The sequence below is a fragment of the Pseudomonas sp. LBUM1643 genome (assembly GCF_059716215.1).
This window is the reverse complement of record NZ_CP166813.1, coordinates 3,698,548-3,718,587: the sequence shown is the minus strand read 5'-3', so window position 1 is coordinate 3,718,587 and position 20,040 is coordinate 3,698,548. Positions and strand designations below refer to the sequence as shown.

Annotated in this window: 20 protein-coding genes; 9 read left to right on the top strand and 11 right to left on the bottom strand. The window is 60.3% G+C overall.

Going from position 1 to position 20,040, the window contains the following annotated elements:
* Positions 1-277: 277 nt before the first annotated feature.
* The 7 genes from ACA063_RS16560 to ACA063_RS16530 form a co-directional block, all read right to left on the bottom strand.
* Positions 278-640 (bottom strand): Na+/H+ antiporter subunit G, encoded by a 363-nt coding sequence (locus tag ACA063_RS16560; protein WP_497662513.1) that lies wholly within the window; start codon positions 638-640, stop codon positions 278-280.
* Positions 637-915: a K+/H+ antiporter subunit F gene (locus ACA063_RS16555; RefSeq protein WP_497662512.1), complete on the bottom strand. Its 279-nt coding sequence runs from the start codon at positions 913-915 to the stop codon at positions 637-639. Before ACA063_RS16555 ends, ACA063_RS16560 begins: the two co-directional genes overlap by 4 nt.
* A complete protein-coding gene (locus ACA063_RS16550; RefSeq protein WP_497662511.1) occupies positions 912-1,400 on the bottom strand; it encodes a Na+/H+ antiporter subunit E in 489 nt (162 codons plus the stop codon). Before ACA063_RS16550 ends, ACA063_RS16555 begins: the two co-directional genes overlap by 4 nt.
* Entirely contained in the window at positions 1,397-3,082 is a 1,686-nt protein-coding gene (locus tag ACA063_RS16545; protein WP_497662510.1) for a monovalent cation/H+ antiporter subunit D, read from the bottom strand. Before ACA063_RS16545 ends, ACA063_RS16550 begins: the two co-directional genes overlap by 4 nt.
* A complete protein-coding gene (locus ACA063_RS16540) occupies positions 3,079-3,423 on the bottom strand; it encodes a Na+/H+ antiporter subunit C (protein ID WP_003192163.1) in 345 nt (114 codons plus the stop codon). Before ACA063_RS16540 ends, ACA063_RS16545 begins: the two co-directional genes overlap by 4 nt.
* Positions 3,423-6,341 (bottom strand): monovalent cation/H+ antiporter subunit A, encoded by a 2,919-nt coding sequence (locus ACA063_RS16535; RefSeq protein WP_497662509.1) that lies wholly within the window; start codon positions 6,339-6,341, stop codon positions 3,423-3,425. The genes ACA063_RS16540 and ACA063_RS16535 overlap by 1 nt, the downstream gene beginning before the upstream one ends.
* Before the next feature lie 272 nt (positions 6,342-6,613).
* Entirely contained in the window at positions 6,614-7,639 is a 1,026-nt protein-coding gene (locus ACA063_RS16530) for a DMT family transporter (RefSeq protein WP_497662508.1), read from the bottom strand.
* On the opposite strand from ACA063_RS16530, the gene ACA063_RS16525 reads away from it, so the two are divergent.
* From ACA063_RS16525 to ACA063_RS16505, 5 genes are all read left to right on the top strand, one after another.
* Positions 7,634-8,197 (top strand): helix-turn-helix domain-containing protein, encoded by a 564-nt coding sequence (locus ACA063_RS16525; protein WP_497662507.1) that lies wholly within the window; start codon positions 7,634-7,636, stop codon positions 8,195-8,197. The genes ACA063_RS16530 and ACA063_RS16525 overlap by 6 nt on opposite strands.
* A 162-nt stretch (positions 8,198-8,359) precedes the next feature.
* Positions 8,360-9,763 (top strand): LLM class flavin-dependent oxidoreductase, encoded by a 1,404-nt coding sequence (locus tag ACA063_RS16520; RefSeq protein ID WP_497662506.1) that lies wholly within the window; start codon positions 8,360-8,362, stop codon positions 9,761-9,763.
* 264 nt (positions 9,764-10,027) lie between these two features.
* Positions 10,028-10,933, top strand: coding sequence for an AMP-binding protein (locus ACA063_RS16515; RefSeq protein WP_497662505.1), 906 nt, complete (start codon positions 10,028-10,030; stop codon positions 10,931-10,933).
* A gap of 64 nt (positions 10,934-10,997) precedes the next feature.
* Positions 10,998-11,123 (top strand): hypothetical protein, encoded by a 126-nt coding sequence (locus ACA063_RS16510; protein ID WP_497662504.1) that lies wholly within the window; start codon positions 10,998-11,000, stop codon positions 11,121-11,123.
* Positions 11,124-11,137: 14 nt separating this feature from the next.
* The gene (locus ACA063_RS16505) at positions 11,138-12,586 is read left to right on the top strand and encodes an FAD/NAD(P)-binding protein (RefSeq protein WP_497662503.1); all 1,449 of its coding nucleotides are present in this window, start codon (positions 11,138-11,140) and stop codon (positions 12,584-12,586) included.
* 261 nt (positions 12,587-12,847) lie between these two features.
* On the opposite strand, the gene ACA063_RS16500 is transcribed toward ACA063_RS16505, so the two are convergent.
* Positions 12,848-13,072, bottom strand: a complete 225-nt coding sequence (locus ACA063_RS16500) for a hypothetical protein (protein WP_497662502.1) — start codon at positions 13,070-13,072, stop codon at positions 12,848-12,850.
* A 128-nt stretch (positions 13,073-13,200) separates the two neighbouring features.
* Entirely contained in the window at positions 13,201-13,935 is a 735-nt protein-coding gene (locus ACA063_RS16495) for a response regulator (RefSeq protein ID WP_162439210.1), read from the bottom strand.
* A gap of 190 nt (positions 13,936-14,125) precedes the next feature.
* Here ACA063_RS16495 and ACA063_RS16490 point away from each other — a divergent pair, with 190 nt between their 5' ends.
* On the top strand, positions 14,126-14,386 hold the full coding sequence (locus tag ACA063_RS16490) for a DUF2790 domain-containing protein (RefSeq protein ID WP_497662501.1): 261 nt from the start codon (positions 14,126-14,128) through the stop codon (positions 14,384-14,386).
* A 56-nt stretch (positions 14,387-14,442) separates the two neighbouring features.
* Positions 14,443-15,492: an alpha/beta fold hydrolase gene (locus ACA063_RS16485; protein ID WP_497666541.1), complete on the top strand. Its 1,050-nt coding sequence runs from the start codon at positions 14,443-14,445 to the stop codon at positions 15,490-15,492.
* A gap of 227 nt (positions 15,493-15,719) precedes the next feature.
* Here the strand turns inward: ACA063_RS16485 and ACA063_RS16480 are convergent, their stop codons facing one another.
* Both ACA063_RS16480 and ppnN read right to left on the bottom strand, forming a co-directional pair.
* Positions 15,720-16,160 carry an NUDIX hydrolase gene (locus ACA063_RS16480; RefSeq protein WP_497662500.1) on the bottom strand — a complete coding sequence of 147 codons (441 nt, stop codon included), beginning with the start codon at positions 16,158-16,160 and terminating at the stop codon, positions 15,720-15,722.
* A 79-nt stretch (positions 16,161-16,239) separates the two neighbouring features.
* Positions 16,240-17,613: a nucleotide 5'-monophosphate nucleosidase PpnN gene (gene ppnN / locus ACA063_RS16475; protein WP_497662499.1), complete on the bottom strand. Its 1,374-nt coding sequence runs from the start codon at positions 17,611-17,613 to the stop codon at positions 16,240-16,242.
* Positions 17,614-17,841: 228 nt separating this feature from the next.
* On the opposite strand from ppnN, the gene ACA063_RS16470 reads away from it, so the two are divergent.
* The gene (locus tag ACA063_RS16470) at positions 17,842-18,372 is read left to right on the top strand and encodes a DUF3087 domain-containing protein (RefSeq protein ID WP_497662498.1); all 531 of its coding nucleotides are present in this window, start codon (positions 17,842-17,844) and stop codon (positions 18,370-18,372) included.
* A gap of 16 nt (positions 18,373-18,388) precedes the next feature.
* Positions 18,389-19,966, top strand: coding sequence for a sensor domain-containing diguanylate cyclase (locus ACA063_RS16465; RefSeq protein ID WP_497662497.1), 1,578 nt, complete (start codon positions 18,389-18,391; stop codon positions 19,964-19,966).
* Positions 19,967-20,040: the final 74 nt, after the last annotated feature.

Below are 20,040 nucleotides of genomic sequence, written 5' to 3'. Positions count from 1 at the left end.
TCCCAAAGACTGGATCTGAGTCAAAGCAAGATCAAAAGATCGCAGCCTCGTTTCACTCGACAGCTCCTACAGGATCTTGCATACGCCGAAGACCATTGTGGGAGCCGGGCTTGCCCGCGATGAGGCCATTGAGCGCTGCACTGACCCAAAGACTGGATCTGATTCAAGGCAAGATCAAAAGATCGCAGCCTCGTTTCACTCGACAGCTCCTACAGGGATAACGTTGATCTTGTAGGAGCTGTCGAGTGAAACGAGGCTGCGATCTTTTGCGGGGGGCTTAACTCCCACTCTCACTCCGCCGACTGCTTACCTCGGCCGGCACATTATCCCCGGCCATACGCTTGCGGAACAACGCCGCTCGCGCCAGCAGCAACGTGGTGACCGGCACGGTAATCGCCAGCAGGATCGGAATCAGCCACGCGTGCAGCACCGGTCCGGACTTGAGCGCCGAGAAGTAAATGATGGACGCCAGGGCCACGCACCAGGCCCCCAGCGTCGACGCGAGCGCAGGCGGGTGCATGCGTTGAAAAAAATCTTTCATTCGCAACAGCCCAATGCCGCCGATCAACGCAAAGAGACTGCTGAGCACCAACAGGATCGCCACCGGCACTTCAACCCACAAAGACAGTTGCGCGCTCATTCAATCACCTCGCCACGCAGCAGGAATTTAGCCAGGGCAAACGAGCCCACAAACCCGAACAGTGCGATCAGCAGCGCCGCTTCGAAGTAGGTGTCACTGGCATAACGAATGCCCAACGTGAGCATCATCAACATCGCCAGGATGTACAGGTAATCCAGCGCGAGTACGCGGTCCTGTGCCGATGGCCCCTTGAACAGGCGGATGAGGGTCAGGACCATCGCTACCGAGAAAATGAACAGACTCAGCAGGATGGCGTTCGACAGAAAGGGGCTCATTCGAAGATCTCCATCAGGGGGCGCTCGTAGGTCGCCTTGAAATGCTCGATGAACAACGCCTCGTCCTCCAGATCGAATACGTGCAGCAGCAGGATGCTGCGGTCCAGCGCCAGCTCCGACCACACCGTGCCTGGCACCACCGTGGTGATCATCGACAGTGCGGCCAGGCCGTTGGCATCGCGCAGGTCCATCGGCACCTTGATGAAGTGCGAACGCGGGGGACGGCGACCGGCGTTAAGCACGCCCCAGGCCACGGCGAGGTTGGACAGCACGACGTCACGCCCGACCACCAACAGCAAACGGACGATGACGCCCGGTCGACGAATGCGAATCGGCAGTGGTCGCAGCTTGCGCATCATCAAGGGCGCGCAGAAGCCGAGTAGCGCACCCAGCAACAGGTTGCCGGGACTCATCGACAGGTTCAGCACCAACCACAACACCCATAGCGCCAGCGATAGCCACGGTGCAGGAAACAGACGCCTCATGGTTGCACCTGCGCGATCACGGCTTTTGCCTCGGGGCTGGGAACGGCGCGGGTGCCGAGCACCGCCATGACGTATTGCTGCGGGTTGTTCAGGGCCGCGGCAGCGTCCTGGGTGTAGCGCATCAGGGGCTCGGCCTTGAAGGTCAGTGCAATGCTCAGACCCAACAACGCAATGATCGGTACGCACTCCAGACGGCGCAGCAAAGGCGACGGTCGTTCTTCAGGTGTCCAGAAACGCTGGATGCCCAGGCGTGAGAAGGCAATCAACGAGGCCAGCCCCGAGATAATCAGCAGCGCGAGCAAGCCCCACGCAACATTCGAGACCGGTTCATCGTTGCTGGTACCCAGCCCCAACGGGTTGAGCAGGGCGTGCAGCAAGCCGAGCTTGCCGATGAAACCGGACAGCGGCGGCATGCCGATGATCAGCAGGGAGCAGGCGATAAAGCTCAACCCCAGGAACGCCATGGTCCAGGGAATCACTTGGCCGACAACCGCTTTCTGCTCATCGTCGAGGTTGATGCCTTTGGGGGGCTGCAGGGATTCCATCGGCCGAGGCAGCAGGTCGCCGTCGTCGAACAGCGGCATATCATTGGCCGAACGCGAGCGCTCGATGAGTTCGGCCAGCAGGAACAGTGCACTCAAGGCCAAGGTTGAGCTGACCAGATAGAACAATGCAGCACCGATCAGGTTGGGCTGGGCGAAGCCGATGGCCGACAGCAGAATCCCCGCCGACACCAGAATGCTCAGGCTGGCCAGACGTTCCAGACGTTGCGCCGCAAGGATGGCCACCGCCGCGCAGACGATGGTCGCCATGCCGCCGTAGATCAGCCAGTCACCGCCAAAGTACGCCGACGCGCCTGCCTGGCCGGAGAACAGCAGGGTCCACAGGCGCAGCAAGGTATAGACGCCGACTTTGGTCATGATCGCGAACATCGCCGCCACGGGGGCACTCGCCGCGCTGTACGCCGGCACCAGCCAGAAATTCAGCGGCCACATCCCGGCCTTGGCCAGGAAGGCCACCGCCAGAATCGCCGCGCCGGCATGCAACAGGCCGCGATCGGCTTCCGGTACCAGCGGGATTTTCAGCGCCAGGTCAGCCATGTTGAGCGTGCCGGTGACGCCATAGATCAGCGCCGCGCCAATCAAGAACAACGACGAGGCCAGCAGGTTGATCGAGACGTAATGCAGGCCTGCCGACACCCGTGCACGGCCCGAACCGTGGAGCATCAACCCGTAAGATGCCGCCAGCAGCACTTCAAAGAACACGAACAGGTTGAAAAGGTCGGCGGTCAGGAACGCGCCGTAGAGGCCCATCATCTGAATCTGGAACAGCGCGTGGAAGCTCGAACCGGCTCCGTCCCATCGAGCCATGGCAAAGAGCAGGGCGCTGACGCCGATGATTCCTGTCAGCACCAGCATCAGGGCAGAGAGTCGATCAACCACCAGCACGATACCGAACGGGGCCTGCCAGTTGCCTGGCAAGTACACGCCGATCGAGCCGGGAACACCTGTCTCCTGAGTCCATTGCAGCAACAGCACGGCGATGCCCAGGCCTACGAGGCTGGAGAACAGGTTGATCCTGGCCTTCAGCGGACGGTGCTTCTCGCCCAGCATCAGCATCACGGCGGCGGTCAGCAGCGGCAGCAGAATAGGTGCAGCGATCAGGTGCGGCATCAGCGTCATTCTTTAGGCTCCCGGCCGTCCACATGGTCGGTGCCGGTCAGGCCCCGGGAGGCCAGCAGCACAACGAGAAACAGTGCGGTCATGGCGAAGCTGATGACGATAGCGGTCAACACCAGCGCTTGTGGCAGCGGGTCGGTGTAGTTCAACAGGTCTTGTGGCACACCGTCCTTGATGATCGGCTCCTTGCCGATGAACAGGCTGCCCATGCTGAAGATGAACAGGTTGACGCCATAGGACAGCAGGCAAAGGCCCATGACCACCTGGAACGTTCGCGGCCGCAGTATCAGCCAGACACCGGACGCGGCGAGGACGCCGATGGCGATTGCGATGACTTCTTCCATCAGACGGCTCCTTTGCTGGCGACGGATTTTGGCAAGGCCGCGGTTTTGTGTCCGCGGACCGATTGGTGGGCGAGGGCGGTCAGGATCAGCAATGTCGAACCGACGACCACGGAGTACACGCCAATGTCGAAGAACAGGGCGCTGGCGATGTGGATGTCGCCAAACACCGGCAGAGAGAAATGCCAGGTGTGGGTGGTCAGGAACGGATACCCGACGGTTATTGCGCCAAGGCCGGTAACCGTGGCGAACAGTAGCCCGGTGCCCATCCAGCGCAACGGCCGCAGGCTCATCTGCGCTTCGACCCACTGCGTGCCGGCAACCAGGTATTGCAGGATGAACGCTACCGACATGACCAGTCCGGCGACAAACCCGCCCCCCGGCTGATTGTGGCCGCGCATGAACAGGTAGATCGACACCACAAACGCGATGGGCAACAGCAGCCGCACCAGCACTGCCGGCACCATCATGAAGCCCAGGGCGGTATCGCTGGCGTGACGCGGGTTGACCAGGTCAGTGACCACGTCCGGAGCCAGCAAGCGTTGCTGGGCCGGCAACTGCAGGCTCTCTTTCGGTGGGCGGAAGCGGCGCAGCAGGGCGAACACGGTCAGGGCCACGGCGGCCAGCACGGTAATTTCACCGAGAGTATCGAAGCCCCGGAAGTCCACCAGCATCACGTTGACCACGTTGCTGCCACCACCTTCAGGCAGGGCGCGGCTGAGGTAAAACGAGGAAATCACGTTGGGGGTCTGCCGCGTCAGCATGGCGTAGGACAACAGCGCCATCCCGCCACCGACCGCGGTCGACAACAGCAAGTCACGCATGCGACGGATGCGCGCTTTGCGCAGGGTGCTCGGCAACGGCGCGACCTCTTCGATGCGTCGCGGCAACCAGCGCAGGCCCAACAGGATCAGCACCGTGGTGACGACTTCGACCGCCAGTTGTGTCAGCGCCAGGTCCGGCGCCGAGAACCAGACGAATGTTACGCAGGTCATCAGGCCGCAGACGCTGACCATGGTCAGGGCCGCGAGCCGGTGATACTTGGCTTGCCATGCCGCGCCCAGGGCGCAGGCGATCGCCAGGAGCCAGAGGGTCACGAATACGATCGAGCCCGGGATCTTCGGGCGGTCGCCCCAGCTGAGGCTGCTGTGCAGCATCGGTATCAACCCGGCCAGCACTGCCGCAAGGACCACGAGGAACAGCTGGGTTTGCAGACGCTTGGTGCTGATCCGCCGTTCAAGACGACGCCCCAGGCGCATCATGATCACCAGGCAGCGTTCGAACAGGCGCTTGCCGTTGAACCGGCCAATGATCGGCGGATATTTGAAGCGTCCGCGCTTGAGCTGATTGCGCAGCAGCAGGTAGAGCACGATGCCACCGGACATGGCGATCAGGCTCATGATCATCGGTGCGTTCCAGCCATGCCAGATCGCCAGGCTGTATTCCGGCAGCGTGCCACCGACCACGGGCAGCGCGGCAGCCGCCAGGATCGGGCCGACCACCTGCGCCGGGAAAATCCCCACCACCAGGCAAGCGAACACCAGCAACTCGACAGGCGCGCGCATCCAGCGTGGCGGCTCATGGGGTGTGTGGGGCAGGTCAGTGGCGGTCGGGCCGAAAAAGACGTCGGCGGTGAAGCGAAGGGAGTAAGCGACGCTGAACGTACCGGCGATGGTCGCAACGATCGGCAAGGTCATCTCGACCCAGGCGGTGGCGTTGATGAACACCGTTTCGGCGAAGAACATCTCTTTGGAGAGGAAGCCGTTGAGCAACGGTACGCCGGCCATCGAGGCGCTGGCGACCATGGCCAGGGTGGCGGTGTAGGGAATCAGTTTGATCAAGCCACTGAGCTTGCGAATGTCCCGGGTGCCGCTCTCGTGGTCGATGATACCAGCGGCCATGAACAGCGAGGCTTTGAACGTGGCGTGGTTGAGGATGTGGAACACAGCGGCCACGGCGGCCAGCGGACTGTTAAGGCCCAGCAGCAGGGTGATCAGCCCGAGATGGCTGATGGTCGAGTAGGCGAGCAGTCCCTTGAGGTCGTTCTGGAACATCGCGCAGTAAGCGCCGAGCAACAAGGTGCAGGCGCCGGCGCCGCTGACGATGTAGAACCATTCTTCACTGCCGGACAAGGATGGCCAGAGTCGCGCCAGCAGGAACACCCCGGCCTTGACCATCGTTGCCGAGTGCAGGTACGCCGAGACAGGGGTCGGTGCTGCCATTGCGTGTGGCAGCCAGAAATGGAAGGGGAATTGCGCGCTTTTGCTCAAGGCGCCGATAAGAATGAGAGGAAGCAGAATGGGGTAGAGGGCGTGTGCGCGAATCAGATCGCCGGCGGCCAGGACCTTGTCCAGGTCATAGCTGCCCACCACATGGCCGAGCAGCATTACCCCCGCCAACAGGCACAATCCCCCTGCGCCCGTGACCATCAACGCCATGTAAGCGCCGCGTCGCGCGTCGGAGCGGTGGTGCCAGTAGCCGATCAGCAGGAAGGAAAACAGGCTGGTCAATTCCCAGAAGAACACGATCTGGATCAGGTTGCCGGAGATGACCAGCCCGAGCATGGCGCCCATGAACGCGAGAAAGAACGCGAAGAATCGCGGCACTGGATCGTCGGGTGACATGTAATAACGGGCGTACAGCGAAACCAGCGTGCCGATGCCCAACACCAGCATCGAGAACAGCCAGGCGAAGCCATCCATGCGCAGGACGAAGTTCAGGCCCAGGCTGGGCAGCCAGAAGAATTCTTCGCGAATCACCCCGCCATGGGCGATCTGCGGGTACAGGAGTGCTACCTGGACGGTGCCTATCAGGGCAACGAGACCAGCGAGCAATGATTCGGCGTTACGCGCGTTGTGCGGCAGTACGGCTGCCAGACAGCTGCCTATGAAAGGCAGAAGCAGTAGAACTATCAGGGACATAGGCTTCTAATCTGCGGAAGTTTGTGAAGCATCATACGTGCCAGCCCCCGGATCGCCAAACTCCAACCTGTGGCAGAATCCTACACCGTAGACGGAAAAACCCTGATTCACATTGTTTCCAAGGGCTGTATTCGGCAGGTCTGGCCCCTTCGCGAGCAAGCTCGCTCCCACAGTTTATTCAATTGTGCAGGGATTTTATTGGCACCCCATGTCCATTGTGGGAGCGAGCTTGCTCGCGATAGCAATCTGACTCACACCAAACATCCTCAAGCTCAACCCTCCGTTTCCCGCTCCAGCGCTTCCTCGACAACCGCACCTTTCCCCTTTGTCTTCAGCTCGCTCACGATCACCGCCGCCACAATCAATCCGGCGCCCACTAAGGCAATCGCCGGCAAACGTTCCCCGGCGATCCGCCCGACAATCCCGGCCCACACCGGCTCTGCGGCATAGATCAGTGTTGCCCGGGTCGGCGAAACACTTTTCTGCGCCCAGTTCATGGCGACCTGAATCGCTGCACTGGCTGCACCCAGGCCCAGAGCACTGCATAGCAGCAGCCAGGAGAAATCCGGTATCCGCTCCTGGGTCGGCACTACCATCAAGAACGCCAGCACCGACGTGACCGCCAATTGCACCACGGTCACCCGACGCACATCGACCTGGCCTGCATAGGTGCTGATCAAAATGATCTCGGCGGCAATCGCCACGGCACTGATCAACGTAGCGATTTCACCGGGACTGAAGTTGAAAGAAACGCCAGCAGGTCCCGACAACAGCATCAACCCGGTAAACGCCAGCATGATCCCGATGCTTGGCATCAACCCGGGACGCCGTCCCAGCACCAGCCATTGCAGCAGCGGCACGAAGGGCACGTACAGCGCGGTAATAAAAGCCGATTGACTGCTCGGAATGCTCTGCAAGCCGACAGTCTGCAAGCCATAACCGAGCATGATCGCCACGCCGATAAAAGCCCCGGCCTTGAGTTCGAACAACGTCAGGTCCCGCAGGTGACGCCAGGAGAACAGCGCAACAATGATCGCTGCCGCCGCAAAGCGCAGGCCAACGAAAAACATTGGCCCACTGACGGTCATTGCATGTTGCACCAGCAAAAAGGTGCCGCCCCAGATCATGGTGATTACCACCAGCACGCATTCCGCTTTGCTAAAACGTGAGAAACGGGGAGAAGTGTGAGAGGAGTTCACCGACGTCATGACCTTGCGCGCTACCTGAGGGAGACGCACAATGCGTCGAATGTTGCGCAGTATACTGCCCAGCCCCACCAAGTGAGCAATATAGTGCACAAAGATTCCACGCAACGGGCTTCGGTCCTCCAGCACGTCAGTCAGAACGTTCGACGCCTGCGCCATGCTGCCGACATGAGCCAGACCACCCTGGCTCAAAAGTCGGGTGTCAGTCGACGGATGCTGGTAGCGATTGAAGCAGGCGAAAAGAATGTCAGCCTGACCACCCTTGATCGCGTTGCCGAAGCGCTGGATGTGGCATTCAGCGATCTGATCCAGGCGCCCGATGCGCGTGATCCGAGCCGTATCAATGAAGTGGCCTGGGCTGGAACCATTCCGGGCAGTAAAGCGGTTCTGCTGTCCAAAGCCACCGCCACCCGTGAAGTCGAACAATGGGAGTGGTGCCTGCAACCGGGGGAAATTTACCCCTCACTGCCGGATGCCGATGGCTGGAGCGAGCAGATCTTTGTCTTTGAAGGCTGTCTGACGTTGATGCTGGGCGAGACACCCCATGAGATCGCCGCCGGTGAGTTCTACATGTTCGCCAGCAACCAGCCTCACTCTTATCGAAATGAGGGTGCAGTGGCCGCAAGGTTTGTGCGTAACGTGGTGATCTGACTGTCTGCCCGGCAACACCGAATAGACACTTTGGTTTTTTTTAAGCTGCATGTCTTTCTCGAATTGTTCTATAAGCGACTGATATATAACGGATTAATGTTTAGGCATGACTCCTGCAAACGTTCCGGGTATTGATTCCCATCGTTTTCGGAGCGCCGCTCAATGGCCCGTGAAATTCGCCTCAATGCTTTCGACATGAACTGTGTCGGTCACCAGTCGCCCGGCCTGTGGGCGCATCCGCGAGATCGTTCGTGGCAATACAAGGACCTGGAATACTGGACCGATCTGGCGAAAATCCTTGAACGCGGCAAGTTTGACGGCCTGTTCATTGCGGACGTGCTGGGCATCTACGACGTCTACAACGGTAACGGTGACGCAGCGATTCGCCAGGCGGCGCAGGTGCCGGTCAACGATCCGCTGCAACTGATTCCACCGATGGCGCTGGTTACCGAACATTTGGGGTTTGGCCTGACCGCGTCATTGTCCTTCGAGCATCCGTATCCCTTCGCCCGACGCCTCTCGACCCTCGATCACCTGACCAAGGGTCGTGCTGGCTGGAACATTGTGACCTCCTATCTGGAGAGCGGCGCGAAGAACCTTGGCCAGAAAAACCAGACCGAACACGACGCCCGCTACGACTTCGCCGAAGAGTACCTGGAGGTTTGCTACAAGCTCTGGGAAGGCAGTTGGGAGGAGGGTGCGATCCTGCGGGATCGTGAGCGTCGGATTTTCAGCGATCCGAGCAAAATCCATGAAATCCGCCACGTCGGAAAACACTTCCAGGTGCCCGGCATTCACCTCTGTGAACCGTCTCCGCAACGCACGCCCGTGCTGTATCAGGCGGGTGCATCGAGTCGGGGCAAACAATTCGCCGCTGAACATGCCGAATGTGTATTTGTCGCCGCGCCGTCGAAGGTCCTCCTGAAGAAAACCGTTGCGGACATTCGCCGTCGCGCCTCCGAAGCCGGACGTGATCCTTCGAAAATCCTGATCTTCAACCTGCAGACGGTGATCCTCGGCGAGACCGATGCCAAGGCGAAAGCCAAGTTTGAGGAATACAAAACCTGGGTCAGCTATGAAGGGGCGATGGCGCTGATTTCTGGCTGGACCGGCATCGACTTCAGCCAGTTCAAGCCAGACGAGCCCCTCAAGCATGTACATACCAACGCCATTCAATCGGCTGTGGAGGCGTTTTCGACGGCTGATCCAGACAAGGTCTGGACGCCGAACGAGCTGGCGGACTGGGTTGGCATCGGTGGGTTTGGTCCCTTGTTTGTCGGCAGCCCGGAAACCGTCGCCGATCTGCTTCAGGAATGGGTCGAGGACACCGACGTCGACGGCTTCAACCTGGCCTACGCGCTGACCCATGAAACCTTCATCGACGCGGTGGAACTGCTGGTGCCAGAGTTGCAGAAGCGCGGGGTGTACAAGACCGAATACGCGCCAGGGACTTTGCGCGAGAAGCTGTTTGGAGAAGGGCCAACGTTACCGGCGATTCATCCCGGAGCGGGGTATCGGGACCTGGCGGCGTTTCGGCAGGAAGAGAAGAAGTCGGTATCTGCATAACACATCAATCCCTGTGGGAGCGGGCTTGCCCGCGATGAGGCCGGCACATCCAGCATGGATGTCGCCAGTTACACCGCCATCGCGAGCAGGCTCACTCCCACAGGAGATCAGCGCCGGACACAAACACCGCGCCCGGCAAAGCTCAAACTGGTCTGACCCCAAAATGTGGGAGCGGGCTTGCCCGCGATAAGGCCCGTCCATTCAACACACATCCCGGCCCGGCGGACCACCGCATGCTTTCGTCCATCAACAGAGGTTGATCTCATGAGCGTGCACGAACTCAAGCGTTCCCCCATCGGGGACATCACCGAGTGGCGAGTCGATGTGCCAAATACCCAGGAGCCGTTGCGTCATTGGGCACGAGTCAGTCCGTTGCAGCCGGCTTTACGCCACAAACGCCAAGGTCAGTGGTTTGTGTGGCGCTGGATTGACGTCTTGCGCGATGTCGAACGCCTGGCGGATGGCTTGCGCCAGCAAGGTTTCACCGACGCCTCGCGACTGGCGCTGAGTGGTGCTTTCGAGCCCGACCTGGTGTTGCTGGCCCTGGCGGCGCAGCACATTGGAGGCCAGGTGCTGACGCTTCCCGACAACCTGGACCCCGAGTTACTGCAGGACGCCCTGTCCCGCTGTCGGCCCAGTCATGCCTTCGTGCGAGGTCAACAGACGAGATTACGCTGGATCAACCAAGGGCAAACACCCCTCGATTTCATCGGCCTGCTCGGCCCCGCGGCCCCCCCGCAGCGCCTGATTGGGTGGTGGCACGGGCCACAATTGTGGAGCGAAGAGGGTACCCAATGGCAGGCCGGCCTGAGTGTCCTGCTCGATCAATGGCTGAACAGCGGTCAATCCCTGGCCTTCCCGCAAAGCCCTGCCAGCGCCAGTCGCGACCGCCGGGAGGTGGCGCCAACCGGCCTGCTGCTTTCAGCAAAGCGCCTGGAGTCCCTGCTCAACGAGATCGACAGCCGTCTCGCAGCGCCTGGCACCTGGCGTCAACGCCTCTGCGACTGGGCCATTGCCCACCCGGGAAAAGGCCCGCAACGGTTGATCAAACAGTGCGTTCGACGACTGCTCGGCTTCCAGAACCTGCACTTTATCTGGCCCGTCACGCGACACCCTTGCACGCAACCACGGGCTGACTGGCTGTTCGAACTGAAACGGGACACCGTGTGAACGTGATCCAGCCAGACGTCCTACTTTGGTACTGACTGACGAACCCTTCATGGATTTGCGGCTTATGATCGTTCAGGAAATTGCCCGCTTCCTGATTGCCGGGCGAGCCATTAATGTGGCGCTCACAGTCGTCTCGACAATCCGGCAGCCGCAGCGCGAACTGCAAGACTTCCCTTTAGGTAAACACTGATCTGTGAGAACGCCATGAGTGAAACCCCACGCGGACACGCGACCGACGCCATTCGCCACGCAGACATTCTGATCGTCGGCGGTGGCCTGAGCGGCGCCATGCTGGCGGCGCAGCTTCTGCGTTTGCCGGGCAAGCGCTCGGTGCTGGTCATCGAACCGCGTGCCGAACTCGGTCGGGGAGAGGCGTACAGCGCCGTCGAATTGGGCCATACGCTCAATGGCAATGCCGCCCGCATGAGCGTCGACCCAGACAACGCCGACGACCTCACGCAATGGCTCACCGAACACATTGCGGCGGGCGGCTGGCCCGAGTCTGACCAGCAGCATGTGCCCATCAGCGAATTGTTCCCGCCTCGCGGGCTGTTCGGTGTGTACGTGCAGCAGCGTCTGACGGAAGCGCAAGCGGTCGGCGCGTTGAACGGGTCCACGGTTGAACACGTGCGCGCTGAAGTGGTGGACCTTGAGGCACTGGACGATAGCGTTCGGCTGACCCTGAGCGACGGCCAACGCTTGCAGGGCGCTTACGCCGTGTTGGCGACCGGGATGTTTCCCGCTGCGCGCACACCCCAGACCCACTCCAGCGGCATGAACGCGGCCGCGCTCGATCCTTGGGATGTGGCGGCCATGCGGCAGCTCGATCCACAGTCGACGGTGTTGATCATCGGTTCCGGGCTGACCATGGTCGATGCTGTGGTTTCACTGGAACAGGCCGGGCACCGCGGGCCGATCAACGTGTTTTCGCGCCATGGTTTGCTGCCGCACGTAAGGCGCCAACCCCCGGCTTGGGTAGATTTCCTCGCCGAAGATGCGACTTTGCGCACACCACGCCAGCTGGTGCGCGAATTACGTCGGCATTGCCGGGACGCCATTGCTCAGGGCATCGACTGGCAGGCACCCTTGGACACGGTCCGGGCGCACATCGGCCGGTTGTGGAATCAGGCCACGGATGCACAGCGCCGGCAGTTTGTACGGCATGTGCGGCCTTGGTGGGAAAGCCATCACCACCGTTCCCCGCCCTTGAGCGCCGAGCTGGTTGCGCGGTTGCACGGGGAAGGTCGATTGCAAATTGAGGCGGCGTCGTTCAAAGGGTTGGCGCCTTCGACCCATGGCGACAACGTCAGCCTCTACATCCGCCGTCGCGGCGAGGCTGAAACCTCCATCGTCAGCGGTGCAGCGTTAATTAACTCCAGCGGCATCGAATATGACTGGCGCCGCGTTGCGCGGCCATTACCCCGGCAGCTACTGGCGCGCGGGCTGATTCAGCCGGGACCGCTGGCGCTGGGCATCGCGGCCGCGGTGGATGGCGCCGTCATGGATGCAAACGGGCACCTGTCCGATCGATTGTTTGCAATGGGGCCACCGTTGCGCGGCATGTGGTGGGAAAGCACGGCGGTCACCGATGTCGCGAGCCAGGCGAAGGCACTCGCTTCGCGACTGATCATAAAAAAACCGGATAGAACGTAATACTGTTCACTCAAGAAGAGCTTCAGGCGAGCACAGCACTTCACTTAAGAAGAGCTTCAGGCGAGCACGGGCTGTGGCGAGGGGATTTATCCCCGTTGGGCTGCGAAGCAGCCCTAAAAACTGCAACTGAGGTGTGCCTGATGCACCTCCGTTTCAGGTTCTGGGGCCGCTTCGCGGCCCAACGGGGATAAATCCCCTCGCCACAGAGTAGGCATACCGCTTATGGGTAGACTGAATCCACCCAGGGTTTAAAGCCATCAATCAATAACGCTGATACTTCGAACCAAACTCGGGACGGTTCTCGGCGACATACAGCTTGCTCGCTTGAGCGTCTTTATGATCAACGCCAACCGTATTGACGTTCAAAGTAGCCGGTTGGCTGACCTTGGCGGCTGCAACGACTTGCGACACCGCATGAGGCTCGGCCATGACGGATGTTGCACCGAGAACCGAAAGCGCGAAACCAAGACCGATAATGCTTTTCATGATGTAGCTCCAGAGCGTGGGAAGAAGATGTGGCCACTGTAGAGCTGGAGCGTGGGCATGAAAAAACACCTGCACGCATAGTCGTTATCACGCGCGTTGATCCGCGTTTGATACCAGATACCCCGTATCTACGCCCCCAGCATTTCCACTGGATAGGAAAAGACATACCCCTCGCTGCGCACCGTCTTGATGTAGGTCGGTTCCCGGGAGTCATCCATCAGCCGTTGGCGCAGCCGGCTGACCAGCAAATCGATGGAACGGTCGAACAGGTCGGCGTCTCGGCCTTGCGTCAGGTTCAGCAACTGATCGCGGCTGAGCACCCGCTGCGGGTGGTCGAGAAAGACCCGCAGCAAGCGGTACTCGGCGCCACTGAGCGCCACCATCGTGTCGTCCTGGTCCAGCAGATGACGGGCCGTGGTGTCCAGGCGCCAGCGACCGAAACCGAGCAGCCGGCCGCTTTCGGTGATCAGCAGGTTAGGCGGCAGCATCCGCGTGCGGCGCAACACGGCGTTGATCCGCGCGAGCAGTTCGCGGGCGGAGAAGGGTTTGGTCAGGTAATCATCGGCGCCCATTTCCAGCCCGAGAATGCGGTCGGTTTCGTCGTTGCGGGCGGTGAGCATCAGGATCGGCGTGGCCTTGTGTTTGCCTGAGCGCAACTCGCGGCACAGCAGCAAGCCGTCATCGCCGGGCATCATGATGTCCAGCACGATCAGGTCCACCTGGTTGGCATCGAGAAAACTGCGCATTTGCCGGCCATCGGCGACCACCGTGGTGCGCAGCCCATTCTTCTTCAGGTAATTACCGACCAGCTCGCGGATCTCTCGATCGTCATCGACGATCAGGATGTGGTTCACGTGTTCCATCGCTCAACCTTCTTGTTATGGGTCGCAGGTTTTGTATCGCACTGTATCGAATGCTCGGTTTGACACCTTACGCCTTAATGGCCGTGGTTTTACGACACATGGCAGATACCTCGCGTCGATTAAATGGGTTCCATCGAGACAAGGCAACTTGCTCGCAACGTCTTCCCATTGCAGCCCCGAGGTCATCACCATGAGCATAAACAACGTTATCGCCGCCGGCGTCTTCGCAGTTCTGAACATCGCTGCGTTTTCCGCCCACGCCGACGTCAAAAGCGAGCCGCAGACCTATACCTACGGTACCCATCTGGATATCAAGAAAGTGATCTCGACCGTTGAAAGCGGTGGCAGCTGCGGCATCGTGAATGCCCGCATGACTTACCTGGATTCCAGCGGCAAACAAAAAGTCCTCGATTACAGCAAGTTCGCCGAATGCGCCAATCAGGGCGGCTGACCCTTCCACTACGCTCATTCCTACCGCCGCCGACCTGAGGAGAGATCACTGTGAACATGACCGTGTTGAGTCACAAAACCCCAAAACACCGCCGCTTGATTGGCCCCTCGTTCCTTGCGTTCGCACTGATGCAGCTGGGCGCGGTGGGCGTTGTTAATGCCGCCGCCGCAGAGCCGGTGACGGCGACGCTCAAGACGCAAGCCTACACACCGTTCGGCCCGCTGAAGCATGTCGACGCAGGCTTGCTGAATGTGGCTTACGCGGAAGTGGGTCCAGCGCAGGGGCCTGTCGTGATCCTGCTGCACGGCTGGCCCTACGACATTCACAGCTACACCGAGGTTGCGCCCTTGCTGGCGGCGAAGGGATACCGCGTGCTGATTCCCTATGCGCGGGGCTACGGTGATACGCATTTCCTCTCGGACCAGACTGTTCGCAACGGTCAGCCCGCCGCGCTGGCCAGTGACGTGATCGATTTCATGGACGCGCTCAAGATCAAGCGGGCGGTGCTGGGGGGCTACGATTGGGGTGCGCGCTCGGCAGACATCGTTGCGGCACTCTGGCCGGAACGGGTGGAGGCGCTGGTGTCGGTCAGTGGTTATCTGATCGGTAACCAGGCTGCGGGGAAAAACCCGTTGCCACCCAAGGCCGAGTTGCAGTGGTGGTATCAGTTCTACTTCGCCACGGAGCGCGGTCAGGCGGGATACGAAAAAAATCGTCACGACTTCGCCAAGCTGATCTGGGAGCTTGCATCGCCAAAATGGTCATTCGATGACGCCACCTTCGACCGCAGCGCCGCGGCTCTGGAAAACCCGGACCATGTCGCCATCACGGTCTTCAACTACCGGTGGCGCCTGGGTCTGGTGCAAGGTGAGAGCCAGTACGAGGCCCTGGAGCAGAAACTCGCCAAGGCGCCGTCCATCAGCGTGCCGACCATTACCCTGGAAGGTGATGCCAACGGCGCGCCGCACCCGGCGCCAGAAGATTACGCCAAGCGGTTCACGGGCAAGTACGAATTCCGGCTGATCAACGGGGGTGCCGGCCACAACCTGCCGCAAGAAGACCCGCAGGCGTTTGCCAAGGCCGTGATTGATGCGGATCGGCTATAACGCCACCGCGCGTCCTCGTAGGAGCTGTCGAGTGAAACGAGGCTGCGATCTTTTGATTTTGATCATTAAAAACAAGATCAAAAGATCGCAGCCTCGTTTCACTCGACAGCTCCTACAAGGATCGGGTCAGGTCGCGGGGGGACGGAATTCGGGTCAGGTCGCAGAGGCACGGCGTTCCGGTCAGTCGCTGAGGTACAGGTTTCAGGTTTCAGGTTTCAGGTTTCAACTCACACCTTTTCGACCATCTCGATCAAGCGCTCCGGCCACACCGTTTCAGCGGTCTGCTCCAACTCGCCGACTGACCACCATTTGTGCTCGGTCATCACTCGCGCCTCATCCACGGTCCAGCCATCACGGGTCAGTTGCTCACCCGCCGCGCGAACGACGAAGTAGCGTTCCACGGACAACACCGTCTCGCCGTTGGGCAGCATCATCGTGAAATTGCGCTCGGCCACGCAGCTGCCCACGTTGTCGACCTGCAACCCGGTTTCTTCCAGCAGTTCGCGGACCGCCGCTTCTTCAAAGGTTTCGCCGTCCTCGACCCCGCCTCCTGGCGTGGCCCAATAGTCGCGGCCATCCAGGGCATCGCCCTTGTGCTGGAAGCGAAACAGCAGCACCTCGTTCTGCGGGTTTATCACCAGGAGTCGTGCAGCATTACGTTGGCGCATCGTGATTTCTCTTTCCATAGAAGGCAGCGAGCCGAAGTAAAAGCTTCGGCTCGCAAGTACACATTTTGCTTTAGGTTATTTACGCAACCACTTGATAACACGGAACATACGCAGCGCCGCCGGGCAGTTTCATCCGGTGCTGGGCGACGAATGCCTTGAGCAGTTTATCCAGTGGCTGCATCACCGCCGCGTCGCCGCGGATCTGATACGGCCCGTGTTCTTCGATCAGGCGGATGCCCTTGTCCTTGACGTTGCCGGCGACGATCCCGGAGAACGCGCGGCGCAGGTTGGCGGCCAGTTCATGGGCGGGAAGATCACGGCGCAGTTTCAGGTTGGCCATGTTCTCGTGGGTGGGATCGAACGGGCGCTGCAGGCTTTCGTCGATCTTCAGCAGCCAGTTGAAATGGAAGGCGTCGTTGCGCTCGCGGCGGAACTGTTTGACCTCCTTGAGCCCCTTGGTCATCTGCCGGGCCACTTCGGCCGGGTCATCGATGATGATTTCGTAATGCTTTTTCGCCGCTTCACCCAAGGTGGCGCCGACGAACGCATCCAACTGCTCCAGGTAAGGCGCGGCGTGCTTTGGTCCGGTGAGAATGACCGGGAAGGGCAGGCCTTCGTTGTCCGGGTGCATCAGGATACCGAGCAGGTACAGGAACTCTTCCGCCGTACCGGCACCGCCCGGGAAGATGATGATGCCGTGGCCGACACGCACGAACGCTTCCAGGCGTTTTTCGATGTCCGGCAAGATCACCAGCTCGTTGACGATCGGGTTCGGTGCTTCCGCCGCGATGATGCCGGGCTCGGTCAAACCGAGGTAGCGGCCGCCGTGAATGCGCTGCTTGGCGTGGGCGATGGTCGCGCCTTTCATCGGACCTTTCATCACACCGGGGCCGCAACCGGTGCAGATATCCAGGCTGCGCAGGCCCAGCTCATGGCCGACTTCCTTGGTGTATTTGTACTCCTCGGTGTTGATCGAGTGACCGCCCCAGCAGACAACGATTTTCGGTTCGATACCGGGGCGCAAGGTGCGGGCGTTACGCAGCAGGTGGAACACGTAATCGCTGATGCCCTGGGAGTTGCTCAGGTCGATACGCTGGCTGTCGAGTTCGTTTTCGGTGTAGACGATGTCGCGCAGGGCGCTGAAGAGCATTTCCCGGGTGCTGGCGATCATTTCGCCGTCGACGAAGGCATTGGCCGGCGCGTTCAGCAGTTCGAGGCGAACGCCGCGGTCCTGCTGGTGAATGCGGATTTCGAAATCCTTGTAGGCTTCCAGAATGGTCTTGGCGTTATCAACATGGGCGCCGGTATTGAGGATGGCCAGGGCGCATTGGCGAAACAAGGTGTAGGTGCTGCCGGATCCGGCTTCGCTCAGTTGCTGTACTTCCCGCTGAGAAAGGGTTTCCAGGCTGCCTTTTGGGCTGACAGAGGCATTGATTACATGGCGTTGGGTCATTCAATGATCCTTAAAACGATGTCACTCACACGGGGATCGGCAAATGGCATCCGAATAGTGTGTATCCATTAAAGAAGATGGCACGAACTGCGCAGTATCGCCACGTTGCCCTTTGACGATGAAAAGATGAAAAGGAGCTCCAGCATAGCTAAATCTGCCGGGGAGGCGATAATGCCCCGCAGTTTTATCATCGAGTCTCTTTCCCTTGATCCAAGGAACCCCGCCGCAATGTTTGAAATCCAGCCGGTAAACGCCCAGACCTATCGACAACAGACGCGGCGCAGCACGGTCATTATTGCCCTGACGTTCCTGGCGCTGGCAATGGTGTTGTCGACCGCCGCGGTGGCGCTGTTCGGCGAGCCCGGCGGCGACAACATGCGGTTTAACGTCGGTGGCGTGTTCGTCGCAGTGCTGCTGATGGTTGCATTGATGCGCGGGTATTTCTGGAACCAGCCGTGGATGGCATCGACCGTTTACGGTTGGCAACTCAAGCGTAGCCTGATGAGCGTCACCAACGTCATGCACCAGGTGACGGCCGCGGTGGAGCGCGACGATCCTCGCGCCATGAAGTTGCTACGCTTCTATCATCTGGGGTTGAGCCAGATGCATGAGCTGGACGGTAATTCCAGCGATCATGGTCAGTTGCATCGCGAGATTGACCTGCACAAAACGCGAATGGAAGCGCTAGGCATTGACGCCGACCAGACGCGACTGGATCCCGCCTGGCTGGACGCCGTCAAGCAAACGCCGAAATCATAAGTAATCAGGGAATGATATGGGTCAGCTGTCCATTAACGAACGCATCGAAAACGCCCGGCTCGCCACGCCGTTGAACGGTGAGCAGCCCGTGTCCAGGCTCAAGGTCAGGTCCGTGGTGGTTCTGCTCGTCGCGGTCTGTCTGTCGATGACGATTATCGTCATCTGGGAAGCCTGGAGTTCGCGCCAGTACAATCTGCGGGACAAGGAAGTGGCGATGTCCAACCTTGCGCAGACCCTGGCGTGGCAAGCCCAGGCGTCGATCAAGCAAGCGGACACGCTGCTGTTGACCCTGGTCGAGCGACTGGAAAACGAGGGTGTCGAATCTGCGCGCCTGCCGAGGATGCAACGGCTGCTCAGTGTGCAGCGCACGGAGTTGAGCCAGTTGCACGGCTTGTTCGTCTACGACGCGACAGGGCAGTGGATCGCCAACTCCAACGGCGCCCAAATGCCCAATGCCAATAACGCCGACCGTGAGTATTTCGTCTTCCATCGCGATCATCCCGACCGTGGACCGCACATAGGCCCGTCGATCAAGAGTCGTTCCAGCGGCGAATGGATCATGACCGTGTCGCGCCGGGTCAATCATCCGGACGGCAGCTTTGCCGGCGTGGCGCTGGCGACCATTTATCTCGATCATTTTCTCGGGCTTTACGACAGCATCGACATGGGCCGCAACGGCGTGATCAACCTGATCGCCGACAATGCGACCATTGTCGTGCGCCGGCCATTCAAAGACGCAGAAATCGGCACCAGCGTTGCCAATGGACCGCTGTTTACCCAATTGCTGCCCAAGGGCAACTCAGGCACTGCCAGGGTCAAGTCGATCGTTGACGGCGTGGAACGGGTGGTTGGATTCCGCCGGGTCGAGGGTTACCCGCTGATCATTTTTACCGCGCTGGACAAAGATGAAGTCCTCGCCAGCTGGCGCGACGAATCCCTGCTCAGTGCCGGCATTGTCGCCTTGCTGCTGAGTTTTCTTGGGGTTCTGGGCTATCGGCTGATCCGGCTGATGAGGCAGCAGAATCACATCCAGAGCGTCTTGCTGGATGCTCAGGAAAAGCTGCTCGAGGTCAATCGCGGTCTGGAGTTGCTGGCGCTGGAAGATGCCCTGACCGGATTGTCCAACCGGCGGCAGTTCGATCTGTTCATCCTCGCCGAAATGGGGCGTGCCCGGCGAACCCAGACTCACCTGGCGTTGCTGATGATCGATGTCGACCACTTCAAGCGCTTCAATGACCTGTACGGCCATGTGGCGGGCGACGTCTGTTTGCGCAAGATCAGCGCGATCATCCGTGACAACATCAAGCGCCCCGGCGACCTGGCTGCCCGCTACGGCGGCGAGGAGTTCACGGTGGTGTTGCCGGCTACCGACTATGTGGGCGCGTTCCTGATCGCGGAAAAAATCCGTAGCGCCGTCAAGCAGGCAGGTATCGAGCACAGTGAGGGCGTCGAGGGCACGGTCACGGTCAGCGTTGGTGTCTGCGCTTACAACACGGCCTCGCAGGATCAGCCCGAAGACCTGGTGCGCGCTGCGGACAAGGCGTTGTACGTGGCCAAGGCCAGCGGCAGGAACATGAGCGTGATTGCCAACTGAGGTCAGATGAAGCGGTCGTTGCCAGCCCACGGCCAAGCCATCGCCCTGGGCGAGAATGTTCCTGCGCGGGGTCG